The organism is Segatella copri, from assembly GCF_003465495.1.
Lineage (GTDB): Bacteria > Bacteroidota > Bacteroidia > Bacteroidales > Bacteroidaceae > Prevotella > Prevotella copri_G.
Map to the genome: position 1 here is coordinate 15,961 of NZ_QSAV01000016.1, position 12,256 is coordinate 28,216.

Annotated in this window: 10 protein-coding genes; 1 reads left to right on the forward strand and 9 read right to left on the reverse strand. The window is 47.2% G+C overall.

Annotation, left to right across the window (positions count from 1 at the left end; translation table 11 throughout):
- Positions 1-3 precede the first annotated feature (3 nt).
- The 6 genes from DWV53_RS06320 to dnaN all read right to left on the reverse strand — a co-directional run bounded on the left by DWV53_RS06320 (position 4) and on the right by dnaN (position 7,672).
- Positions 4-1,650, reverse strand: coding sequence for a tetratricopeptide repeat protein (locus DWV53_RS06320; protein WP_118152434.1), 1,647 nt, complete (start codon positions 1,648-1,650; stop codon positions 4-6).
- A 4-nt stretch (positions 1,651-1,654) separates the two neighbouring features.
- On the reverse strand, positions 1,655-3,328 hold the full coding sequence (gene recN / locus DWV53_RS06325; protein ID WP_118152436.1) for a DNA repair protein RecN: 1,674 nt from the start codon (positions 3,326-3,328) through the stop codon (positions 1,655-1,657).
- Positions 3,329-3,426: 98 nt separating this feature from the next.
- Positions 3,427-4,356 (reverse strand): DUF4835 family protein, encoded by a 930-nt coding sequence (locus DWV53_RS06330; RefSeq protein WP_259297376.1) that lies wholly within the window; start codon positions 4,354-4,356, stop codon positions 3,427-3,429.
- Positions 4,292-5,548, reverse strand: a complete 1,257-nt coding sequence (gene coaBC, locus DWV53_RS06335; protein WP_118152438.1) for a bifunctional phosphopantothenoylcysteine decarboxylase/phosphopantothenate--cysteine ligase CoaBC — start codon at positions 5,546-5,548, stop codon at positions 4,292-4,294. Before coaBC ends, DWV53_RS06330 begins: the two co-directional genes overlap by 65 nt.
- 81 nt (positions 5,549-5,629) lie before the next feature.
- Positions 5,630-6,493 carry a 3'-5' exonuclease gene (locus DWV53_RS06340; protein ID WP_118152440.1) on the reverse strand — a complete coding sequence of 288 codons (864 nt, stop codon included), beginning with the start codon at positions 6,491-6,493 and terminating at the stop codon, positions 5,630-5,632.
- Positions 6,494-6,544: 51 nt separating this feature from the next.
- Entirely contained in the window at positions 6,545-7,672 is a 1,128-nt protein-coding gene (dnaN, locus tag DWV53_RS06345; protein WP_118152442.1) for a DNA polymerase III subunit beta, read from the reverse strand.
- Between the two features lie 210 nt (positions 7,673-7,882).
- Between dnaN and DWV53_RS06350 the strand changes: the two genes are divergently transcribed.
- Positions 7,883-8,329, forward strand: coding sequence for a DUF3127 domain-containing protein (locus DWV53_RS06350; protein ID WP_117727805.1), 447 nt, complete (start codon positions 7,883-7,885; stop codon positions 8,327-8,329).
- A gap of 112 nt (positions 8,330-8,441) precedes the next feature.
- Here the strand turns inward: DWV53_RS06350 and DWV53_RS06355 are convergent, their stop codons facing one another.
- The 3 genes from DWV53_RS06355 to DWV53_RS06365 form a co-directional block, all read right to left on the reverse strand.
- Positions 8,442-9,617, reverse strand: coding sequence for an MFS transporter (locus DWV53_RS06355; protein WP_259318929.1), 1,176 nt, complete (start codon positions 9,615-9,617; stop codon positions 8,442-8,444).
- A gap of 25 nt (positions 9,618-9,642) precedes the next feature.
- On the reverse strand, positions 9,643-10,416 hold the full coding sequence (gene nudC, locus DWV53_RS06360; protein WP_022121236.1) for an NAD(+) diphosphatase: 774 nt from the start codon (positions 10,414-10,416) through the stop codon (positions 9,643-9,645).
- Positions 10,417-10,488: 72 nt separating this feature from the next.
- A complete protein-coding gene (locus DWV53_RS06365) occupies positions 10,489-12,252 on the reverse strand; it encodes a bifunctional metallophosphatase/5'-nucleotidase (protein WP_118152446.1) in 1,764 nt (587 codons plus the stop codon).
- Positions 12,253-12,256 lie beyond the last annotated feature (4 nt).

Here is a 12,256-nt window from a genome sequence, read left to right on the forward strand (position 1 = left end):
TAATTACTTCATTTTCTTGAGATATTCTCCAGCGCGGGAATCGCCGAGTTCCTGGGCTTTCTTCAGGTTCTTGATGGCCTCTTCCTTATTTCCTTTCTCCTTCTGGAGCAGTCCTAAGAGAAGGTAGCCGTCAGCATATTCAGGAGCCAACTCTATGCAATGGGTGGCTGCGCTGATTCCTTCATCATAACGCTTTACACGCAAGTCGAGACTTGCCCATTCTGCAAAATAAGTAGGCTCTTTAGGAGCCAGGTAACAGGTGCGGGCAATATCAAGCAGGGCTGGCTGCCACATGCGTAACTTGGTTTCGCATTGGTAACGGGTGTAGAAGAAGGCTGGCGAAACAGGACGGGCAATGGAATCGTACATATTATAATCCTGAATAGCGCGGCGGAATTCACCCTGCTCCTTCAGAAATTCTCCACGTGCCAGATAATAATTCGCAACCATTCCGATCTTGTTTCCAACGCTTACCGCACTATCGAGCAAAACCTCAATCTCCTTGGCTGGAGCCTTGAGATTCTTCTTAGCCTGGGCAGCCTCAAAATAGAGTTCGCCGCTGAGAAGTGAAGTATTGGTCAAATCCATGAAAGTATCGTACGCTTTCTGATACTCACCCTTTACAAAATTAATCTGCGCTTCCTGATGGCGGTAAATAGGCTGAGCCTTGATTTCGTATGCCTTTTGAGCCTCAGCTATGGCCTTATCAAGCGTCCAGTCCTTATAAACAGAATCGCCCTTGTAAATAATCTTCTGATAAATCAGGTCGGCATAGTTGGAATGAGCCTCATCCTTGGCAGCCGATTTCTTAATGCCTTCTTCCATCAGTTTGGCAGCTGCATCATATTCGGCCTTATCCGTCAGATAAGCGGCTTTCTCCTTGTAACCGAAGGCTGAAGTAGGGAATTTGCTGATAAACTCATCGCTATATTTCGCATACTCATCAGCTGTAGTCTGGCCTTTCTTCAGAGTCATCATCGTCATCGCTTCGTTCTCTGTATCAGGAAGAGCTGTACGGATGGTGGTTTCGCGAAGTGCTGCATCAAGACTCGAAAGACCGGTTACCTTCAGCTGCTTGGCGTAGTTGGCGTCGATGGCCGTTACCTGACCATTGCTGTGCATCAGACCGATGACCTGGCCGTTCTTGTTGGCAAACGGACAACCTACTGCATTTTCGGGAGCACTATTCGAGAAGATGTAATAGTTGTACGTAGTCTTGAATTTCTCCACGCTGCTGATGTCCTCCTGCTGGTAAGCCGGCTTTTTGATAGAATAAGGAACCAGCCAGACCTTGTCGCCAGCAGCCGATTCCTTGGTTGCAATAGGGGCAGCAACTGTAGAGGCGTTGATGCGGAATTTTGCCACATCGTAGAGTTCGTCGGCTCCCATGATGGCCTCAACAGGAATCGATTTGCCGGAAGCGTCAACAACGCTAGCCTTTACAGCTCCGACAAATGGCTTGAAGGTGCTGATAGCCGTTCCCTTGTTGTCGATAAAAACACCTTGGGTAGAGGCGATAATGTCGCCTTTCTGATTGAAAGTAGTCAAGGTGAAAACGCTCTTAGCCAGTTTCTGGACCGAACCCGGCTGGGCATAGAGGGACGATGCTCCGAGCATCAGTCCCATCATGATCATATTTATTTTTTTCATAATCTTATTTGTGTTGCTTGTGTTTATTGAGCAACTCCTTAGCATTTGCCAGGGCAGCAGGCGTAATGTCGCTTCCGCTGAGCATCTGGGCGATTTCTTCTATGCGCTGCTGCTCGTTGAGTTCCTTCATGTGAGAAAGAGTTCCCTCTTCGGTTTCTTCTTTCAGAACCTTGTAATGATGGGTTCCCATGGAAGCAATCTGAGGCAGGTGGGTGATGGAAATAACCTGACGGTTCAGGTTGCCCATCTCTGTCATGATTTCCGCCATCTTTTCCGCAATCTTACCGCTTACTCCCGTGTCGATTTCATCAAAGATGATGGTTGGCAGTTTTACGGCGCCGCTGATCATGGCCTTCAGAGAAAGCATGACGCGGGCGATTTCTCCACCAGAAGCAACCTGACTGACCGGCTGGAGAAGCGTGCTCTTATTGGCGCTGAACAGGAAATTTACCTTGTCAACACCATCAGAACTGAGCGGCTTGGCGGAGAATGAAATTTCGAAGCGGACGTTTGGAATTCCCAGAGGAATGAGACGTTTCTTCATTTCTTCTTCTATCTTTCTAGCCGATTTTGTTCGGATGGCAGTCAGTTCGGCAGCCTGCTTTTCTGCCTTGGCAAGCAGAAGGGCAACTTGCTTTTCCAGCTCTTCTATGTCTTCATCTCCATTATCGATGTGCTGCAACTGTTCGTTGATTCGCTCGCGCGTGGCGATGAGTTCTTCTACATTTTCCACATGGAATTTCTGCTGGAGCGAGTAGAGCTGGTCAAGCCGGGAATTGATGGTTTCAAGCCGGTTCGGGTCAAACTCTATATTGTCAACGCTTCCGCTTATTTCCTGGGCAATATCCTTGAGTTCTATATAGCTGCTCTGCATTCGTTCAGCCACCTCCTTCACATCCGGATAAACCTCCTTGATGTTGTCAATCTGCTGGGCAGCATTCTTCAGTTTGTCAAGAATGCTGCCGTCTTCGCCCGAGAGTGCATTATCTGCTTCATAGAGCGCAGTCTTGATGTCTTCAGAATGGCTCAGGGTTTCTGCTTCCTGTTCCAGTTGCTCAAGTTCGCCTTCCTGCAGGTTTGCGTCATCCAGTTCCTTAAACTGGAAGCGCATGAATTCCTCGTTCTCCCTGTTCTTTGCGATTTCCGCTTTCAGGTCTTCCAGCTGTTGCTTAGCCTTTTTATAGTTCTTGTATTCGGCAAGATAAGCCTTCTTCTGCTTTTCATCGTGGGCAATAATGTCGACCACGCTGAGCTGGAAGTCTTCCTTCTGCAGCAGGAGGTTCTGGTGCTGCGAATGAATATCGACGAGCTGTTCGCCCAGTTCTCTCATCTTGCTCAGGGGGACGGGCGTGTCGTTGATGAAGGCACGGCTCTTTCCGGCAGCAGTCAGTTCGCGGCGGATGATGGTGTCTTCTGCATCATAATCAATATCGTTAGCATCGAAGAAATCCTGCATTCCGTATTTTGACAGGTCGAAGTGGGCTTCAATCACGCATCGGTCTCTTCCTGCCTTGATGGCCTTGCTGTCTGCACGGCTGCCCAGGAGCAGTCCGATGGCTCCGAGAATGATGCTCTTTCCGGCACCCGTCTCGCCCGTGATGACTGAGAATCCTGGATAAAGAGGAATGTCCAACTCGTCAATCAACGTGAAATTCTTGATGTATAATTGCTTGAGCATAATTTCTTATCTTATTGTTTTAAAGGAACTTAACCTACCTATGAAGATTCCTTGCTTTATCGTCCGGGAAGTTGCCTCGAATCATTCTGCATGTAGCCTTATTCCTTGATTTTGTCCCAATATGAGTTTTGAGAAGGATTAATGGAGAAGAGCAGCTCATAAATGCTTTCTTTCTCTTTCTGAGTGCCATGTTTCTGATAGATGTTAGCAAGCTCGTCCTTCTTATAGTCGGTCCAGATTTGTGGCAGCAGACTGAGCGGTCTGTCTGTACGTGCCTTCTTCAGATCCTGGAGCAGGGTGTTGGTGATTTCAGTTCTGCCTCGTTCCACATTATTCGCCATTTCATCGAGCCCTTTTCTGTAATAGTTGTATTGCAGCATTCTGAAAGGTTCCATGGCTCCGTCGAGATAATCGGAAATAATGGCGAACCGGTTTCTGTTGTCACTAAACGCTTTCCAGCCCGGAAAATCCAGATTTTGGGCGTTGTTGGTGAGGTTCATGCAACGTTGCAGAATGTCTTCACCACCTTTAGGCGCAAAACTGTCAAGATCTAAACCGATGATGAGGTAAGCATAGTAGGCGAGCAGAGCCGTTAGCTGGTTGTCAATCCGCTCTTCGGTAAACTCCAGCTGGTCGAACTCGGCAAACTTGAACGTGAAGTTTTCATCCACATTATTATATAAGGTGGACGTATAGGCTGAATTGTAGACGGGACGGTTGGCCTGGATGAGCGCCTTGCAGGTAAAGATATTCTGGTCTTTATCATACTTGCTTACCGTGATATTGAAGTTGCACACGATGCGCTCGTTCTTCCTGAATTGAAGATTCGTCCATTGCCTGTCGTTCACAAACTGCTCAAGAGTTTGCTGCAGATTATCGAATACACGTTTTTCCGTGCCCTGAATCTGGGCATGGTTGATGGTAATCTTAGCCTGTAACTCCTGAGCGGCTGATGTGATGGGACTACAAGAGATGAGCCAGCTCGTTAATAATGTCGCGAGCCACTTCAGTTTTCGGTTTCTTCTCATATTCTTTCTTACCCTCTTCAGAAATAATCGTTATCTGGTTGTCATCCGTACGGAATGTGGTTCCTGGATTGCGAGTAGAGTTAAGCACGATGAAATCGGCATTTTTCTTTTTGCGTTTTTTCTGTGCGTTAGCCTCTTCGTCGTTGGTTTCCAGGGCAAAAGCCACAATTCGCTGATGTTTTTGTTTTATCTTGCCAAGAGCTGCGGCAATATCGTGAGTAGGGACGAGGCGGAGTTCCAGATCATCTTTCTCGCGCTTGATTTTCCTGTCTGCAATCTCGCTTGGTTTGAAATCAGCAACAGCAGCACAGAGAATGGCTGCATCGGTTGAGGCGAAGGCTTGTGTGGCTGCCTGATACATTTCCTCGCAACTTTCTACATCGATGCGATGAATGGCTTCAGAACAGCTGAGCGAAACCGGACCTGCAACCAGCGTAACCTCAGCACCCCGACAGCAGCACTCTTCAGCAAGGGCAAAGCCCATTTTGCCGGAAGAATAATTGCCGATAAAACGTACCGGGTCAATCTTTTCGTAAGTTGGTCCGGCTGTAATCATGATCTTCTTGCCTTTCAAATCGAGCTTATCGCTTTCTTTTTCCTTGCAGTTTTCTGATGCAGCTTCATCGGTCTCTGCATTCTGCTGAGCCTGTTTATCGAAGAATCTGTCAAGGCATTCTACGATAATATCAGGTTCTTCCATGCGTCCCTTTCCTTCCAGTCCGCTTGCCAGGAATCCCACTTCGGGTTCTATGATGTGATTTCCATAGCCCAGAACTGTTTTCATGTTGGCTTGGGTAGATGGATGCTTATACATGTCGAGGTCCATGGCTGGAGCGATGAAAACAGGCGCTTTCATCGACAGATAGGTTGTGATGAGCATGTTGTCAGCAATTCCGTGAGCCATCTTTCCCATGGTAGAGGCTGTGCAAGGAGCGATGAGCATGGCGTCGGCCCACAGACCTAAGTCTACGTGCGAATTCCAGGTTCCATCGCGCTGCGAGAAGAATTCGCTTACTACAGGCTTATGCGTAAGAGCCGAAAGGGTGATGGGAGTGATGAACTCCTTTCCTGCAGGCGTAATGACCACCTGCACTTCGGCTCCGCGCTTGATGAGACCTCGTATGATGAGGCAAGACTTGTAGGCTGCAATAGAGCCCGTAATGCCCAATACGATTTTCTTTCCTTTTAACATGAATTTTTCTAACTGTTAAGAAATAAATCCGAGTTTCGCAAGAGGTTTGTTCTTCAACCGCTTGCGAAAGTCCGGTAACAATTATTTTCCCATTCTCTTGTTGAATTCACGAAGGCGGATGCGGGTAAGTACCTGCTTGGTATTGTTGGTGAAATCGCTTCCCAAGACCCATGTAAAATAACCCGGGTCTTTGGTCAGAATCTCAGCCACATCCCATCCTTTGTATTTGCCGAAGTTGAATACTTCGTGCTTCAAAGGATTTCCGTTCTCATCGTTTACAACGTTGCCCTGGGCGTCTTTTACCTCTTCCCAAACGATGCGTCCGGCGAAATCTACATTATCCTTTTGCTTAGAGAAATCGGCAAGTTCATCCATATTGTTGTTGAGCACGCGCTCAGGTTCGTCCTGCACGCCTGGAGCATACTTGTCGAGCTCGCCCATGAGCACGCGGTAAGTAGCCTCTGTATCCTGATCTGCACGATGAGCTTCGAAATCTTCCTCCATCTTTCTGCCGCAATAGAACTTGTAGGCAGCAGCCAGGTTACGGCGTTCCATCTTCATGAAGATGGTCTGCGCATCGATGAGACGGCACTTGTTGAAATCGAAGTCGATTCCAGCACGCAGGAATTCTTCTGCGAGCATCGGTACATCGAAGTGGTTGGAATTGTAGCCTGCGAAATCGCAACCTGTAAATTCCTTCTCTAATGTGGAAGCCAGCTGCTTGAAGGTTGGCGCATCTTTTACATCTTCGTTGCTGATGCCTGTAAGGGCAACTACTTCGGCAGGAATCTCCTTGCAAGGATTTACGTAGAGGTTCTTGCGGTCTTCAGTTCCATCAGGCATTACCTTGATGTAAGAAATCTGTATAATACGATCCTTGATCATGTCAAGACCCGTTGTCTCCAGGTCAAACACGATCAGAGGCTTTGTCAAATTGAGTTTCATTTTTGTAGAAATACTTTTCTTTTTGTTGTTTCAGAGAAAGCCCGTGCTCCTTTAGTCGTTAAGGAGCATAGGCATGATGAGCATCAGAATATCTTCGTTCTCAGGCTGTTCTGCTGGTACGATGATTCCGGCACGGCTTGGGTCTGCCAGCTGGATGATGATGTTGTCGCTGGTGAGATTGCTCAGAATTTCCATCAGACTGCTTCCCTTGAAGCCGATGCTGATAGGAGAGCCGTTGTATTCGCAAGACAACTGTTCCTTTGCAGATGTTGAGAAGTCAATATCCTCAGAAGAAACCTCGAAACGGCCTGACTCGATGTGGAAACGGATGAGCTGGCTGCTCTCGCTTGCAAATGGCAATACGCGGCGCAAAGCACTCTGCAAGCCTCTGCGGTCTACTGTAACCTCGTTAGGGTTGTTTGGAATGACAGAGTTGTAGTTAGGGTAGCGGCCATCAATCAGTCTGCATCTCATAACGCCATCAGTAAACCGGATTTCTGCGCTTCGGTCATCAAACTTGATGATAGCGTCGTCGCCGTCCTTGCTCAGAATGTTCTTCAGCAGAGAAGCTGGCTTCTTAGGCAAGTTGAATGCTGAAGGAGATTCGCTCTTGATAGTGAAGTTCTTGCTGCGAACCAGCTTGTGACCATCGCTTGCTACGATAGCGAGAGCATCTGCTGTCAGGTCGAAGTAAATACCGTTCATGACAGGGCGCAACTCATCGTTGGCTGTAGCGAAGAGCGAGCGTGAAATGTTGTTGATCAGCATTTCTGTAGGCAAAGAAACTGTGGTGCAAGCATCGTTCATGCTCTGTGTGCGAGGATATTCCTCTGCGCTCTGACCTGTGAAGTTGTAAAGACCGTTCTGGTAAACAATCTTGATGGCAACGGCTTCTCCGGCAGTATCCACATCGAAGTGAAGAGGCTGCTCAGGCAGTTCCTTCAACGCATCGAGGATAACGCGGTTAGGCACACAAAACTCACCTTCTCCATCGTGGTCGGTAAGAGCGAGTGTACTCTTGATGACATTATCACTATCGCTAGCCGTGATGCTCATTTCACCGTTAGCAACTTGGAAAAGGAAACAATCGAGGATTGGCAACGAATTCTTGCTTCCAATCACTTTTGCGAGCATGTTGAGCTTGCTGCTCAATGCAGAACTTGATACTGTAAATCTCATGAGTATTTTATTTAAATTTTATTTTGTTTTCTGTTTCACCTTAATTTAATTAGGCAATATCACCTAATTGAGCACAAAAATACAAAAAATATCGCTGATAAGCAAAAATAATTGGAGAAAAGTTCTAGTTTTTGAACTATTTTTAGTAATTTCGCAGTCAGAAAGAAAAAAACACCCTTTAAACAAAGGAAAAACTTTAAATATTATCATATGGAATTACAAGGAAAGGTTATTGCCGTTTTGCCTGAAAGAAGCGGCGTCTCTGCAAGAGGAGAGTGGAAAGCTCAGTCGTTCGTAATTGAAACTCACGAGCAGTATCCAAAGAAATTGTGCTTTGATGTTTTCGGAGCTGACCGTCTGGCTCAGTTCAACATTCAGAGTGGTGAGGAACTCCTGGTTTCTTTCGATATTGATGCTCACGAGTATCAGGGCCGTTGGTTCAACAGCATCCGTGCCTGGAACATCCAGCGTGTTGACCCTAACGCCGTTGCTGGTGCTATGGGCGGAATGCAGCCAGGTGCGTTTCCTCCAGTAGGTGCTCCTGTAGCTCCTGCTCAGCCAGCAGCTCCTGCTAATGGCGCAACAGCAGCATTCCCTCCAGTTCAGCCTGCAGCACCTGCAGCAGAGGGTGGTAGCGCAGATGATCTTCCTTTCTAAAAACAGAAAAGTAAGATAAAAATAAGAGCACTTCGCCTGAGACTTTCTTCTGTCTCGGATGAAGTGCTCTTTTTTTATTCATAATCTTATATTTCTCTTTATCAACTGTTTTCTATTCTCTGCGTCTCTTCTCAAAGAATTGTTTCGAAGCGGCAAAGAAGAGGAGAACGGAAGCTGCATTTTCTATAGCAACCATCCAGAATGTTCCGTTGTAACCGAAATGTTCTGCCACAACTCCACCTAGCAGACAGCCGATTCCGAAGCCCAAATCCCAACCTGTAAGAATGCTGCTGTTTGCCGTTCCACGCTGGTTGTGACGAGCCACATTAATAAACATGTTGAGGAAGGCTGGGTAAAGATGACCGTTGCCCAGGCCGATGAGACAAGCCGAAAGATAATAGGCTACCGGGTGCTTGACGGCAACAAAGATGATGAAACCAACAAGCGAAAGCAGCATTCCTTCGGCCGCATTCTGGGTAAGTTTGCCCTGACTCAAGGCTTTTCTTCCCTGCAATCTTGACAGGAACAGACCCATGGAAAGAAGGGCGAAAAAAGTGCCCGTTCCGCCCGTAATTCCGAGTTCCTCCTTGCTGTAGATTGCGAGATAATTGCTCAGAACGCCCCAGCAGAAACCGAACATGGCGATGTTGATGGCAAGGAGCCAGGCACGCGTCAGGAAGAAGCGGTCGAGAGAAAGCTTCTCCTTATTCTTAACGATTTCCTTTTCGGGGAGGCGGATGGTTCCTGCAATCACAACTGAGGCAATCGCCACGATGAAAGCTATCCAGAAGAGAATCATGTAACTGTCTACCGCATTATGGAGATAGATTCCGATGGATGGAGCAATTGCCATGGCAAAATTGTTGCTCAGTCCGTAGAGTCCGATTCCTTCATTTCTCCTACTTGCCGGAAGAACGTCGATGGCGCAGGTGCTGTTGGCAACCGTTACGGCTCCGAACGGACCTCCGTGCAGGGTTCTGCAGATGGCAAACATCAGGATGGTGCTGGCTGCAATATAGCCGGCAAAGAAGATGGCGAAGGCCGAGAGACAGACCATCAGAACCTTCTTGCGCGAAAAGCTGTCAACCACATATCCGCTGAATGGACGAATGATGAGGGCGGCAACCGTATAACCGCTCAGCACAATTCCAATCATATCTTTCGTGGCTCCAAAATTTTCGCTCAGATAGAGAGGGAGCAAAGGTGTGAGCAGATAGAAGGCGAAATACAACAGAAAGTTGGTAGTCATCACCTTGATGTAGTTTGCATTCCAAAGTTTCTCTTTCATCATTTTTTAGAGTTTGTCCTCATTATTAGAGTTTGTCCGCCAGCCAGGCGTCGATGAGTTTTCGGGCGATGGAAAGTTTCTCTGGGAGAATAGGGAGATTCTCTTTCGTGAACCATTTACCACGAGAGAGTTCTTCTTTCTGAAGATGAATTTCTCCATCTACATATTCTGCCGAGAAGCCAATCATCAGACCGCTCGGATAAGGCCAAGGCTGGGAGCCGAAATATTTCAAGTTCTTGATAGTCAGACCGGTTTCTTCCATTACTTCACGATGAACCGCCTCTTCCAGATTCTCGCCAGTCTCTACGAAACCAGCCACGAGACTGTCGAAATTTCCCTTGAAATTGCGAGCGTGAACCAGCAAGACCTGATCATCTTTCTTAATCAGAACGATGATGGCTGTGGCAAGCGAAGGCCAGACCTGTTTGCCGCATTCTGTACATTTCTTACTGATGTCGGTTGCCATTTTCATCGGAGCTCCGCAAACGCCGCAGAATTGGGTATTCATGTCCCAATAGTTGAGTTCCTGACACTTTCCTGCTTTCTGGTAAAGGGCAGGAGAGAGTTTGTAGAAACTAGGGCGCAAGCCGCACATTTCGTATTTCGGATTGCCGGTAACGGGCTCAGGAATGGTGAAGGTCTTCACCTCTGTTCCGTCTTCCATCGGGGTAATATTGAGAATGTGAGTCCAAGGCTTTGTTGGGATTGGACTCTCTTCTGAACAAGGAATCGTATAGGTTCCGTCTTCTTTCTTTTCGAGCAAGAGATCAGTCTTGCAAAATATAAACCAATACTTCATTCTTTATTTTGAACTTATTTACTTTTTTACTTTGAACTTTATAATATGCTTTTCCAGAAGCGTTTCGAGGAACTATTTCTTCTTTCCGAACAGCAATTCGAAATCGCGCTGGGCAGCTGGCTTAGTCCATGCTTCCGGCACAAACTTCCAGTTGTTGTTTGGTTTTGCATCAACCGTTCCCATCTTTTCAATTTCTTCCATCAGATAGTAACGCTGGTCGCGCTTGCTGCGATAGATGATTCGGCTTTCAAGACTGTCTTTCGGGATTCCGGCACCCTTGGTAAGGAGTTCGCCGCCGCCATTTCCACGATAGCTGTTAACGGCTACCTTGTACCATTTCTTCTCATCGAAAGGTTCGCCGTTGCTCATGCGCAGAATCTTCACCTTCTCGCCATCTGGCTTGGTTACGTCAACTTCGTAATCGATTCCCGCAGCACTATCAAAGTTGAACGAGAGATTCTTGAAACCGAGGCGTTGCTGGTCGCCAACGGTCTTCTCATCGAGCAGCAGGAGATGGTCGTCCGGGCTCTTCATGGTGTTCACCCAGAGGTCGTAACTCATTTCCAGATGCTTTCTGATTTCTTCGCCCGTCATGCGCATTACGTAGAGCTGGTTCTCATATTTATAGAGATTGAACATGTCGCTCACGTAGATTGGGCCGGCTTTCAGAACCGCGTTGAACTGAAGAGGAGCGTTGAACGAAATGTCGGCTTTTGTAATCTGCAACTGGAGGTTGAGGATGAAATCGTTGAAGGCTGAACTGCCGAAGAACTGGTCGCGGCTGTAGATGGTAGTCTTGAAGTTGCCAATCTGCTTGCCCACATATTTCTTTACTTCTGCAATCTGAGGTTCGAAAGTCTTCATGAAATCCTCGTCGATAGGACAATCTGTCACATCCACAATCTTGCCTGTCACTTTTTTGTCAGTTACCACCAGCTGCTTCTTTCCGTTCACCTTTTTCTTGTTGAGTGTGAGGGTTATTTCAGCATCAGCCACGCTGATGGCGTTGTTGGCAGGATCCAGGCAAACCACCTGCTTTCCATCAGTATTGGTTACGGTTTCGTTGTCGCGCGTATGGTCGTGGCCGAAGAGAATGAGGTCGAAGCCTGGCACTTCTTTTGCCACCTTGATAGAGGCGTCTTCATCATATTCGGCAGTCTGAATGCCTCCGTCTTTTCCGCTGTGGAAGAGGCCGATGATAACATCCGGTTTTTCATTCTCCTGGAGATACTTCACCCATTTGCGGGCGTTTGTTACCATATTTTCAAATTTCAGTCCGCTCCAGAGATTCTCCGTGAGCCAGTTTGGAATGGCAGGAGTAATCATTCCCAAGACTGCCACCTTCACGCCCTCGCGGTTCAGGATGAGATAAGGCTTAACGTATGGCTGGTCTGTAGAAGTGCTGATGATGTTGGAACCAAGAACTGGGCAATTGAGTTCTTTTATCCATTTGTCGTAAACTGGATGACCCGTTTCAACATCATGATTGCCAAATACTTGCGCATCATACTTCATGTAGTTGACCACATCGGCAGCCACGTTTCTAGCCTCTGTGTTTACATAATTATAATAATAGCAGGTAGGCTGTCCCTGCAGAATATCGCCATTCTCCAAGAGGATGAGGTTATCCTTGTAGTCTTTTCGCAAATTATTGACGTAGGAAGAAACGCGCGCCAAGGTTCCTGCTTTTGGCTTACGGTTGATGAAATCGTAAGGGAAGAAAGAGCCGTGCACATCGCTTGTCTCTATCACTCTCAGTTTTACGGTACGTTGTTGTGCCATCGCTTGTGAATTGAAAGTTAGCGCCAGAAGAAGCGCAGCAAATAATTGTTTCATATAA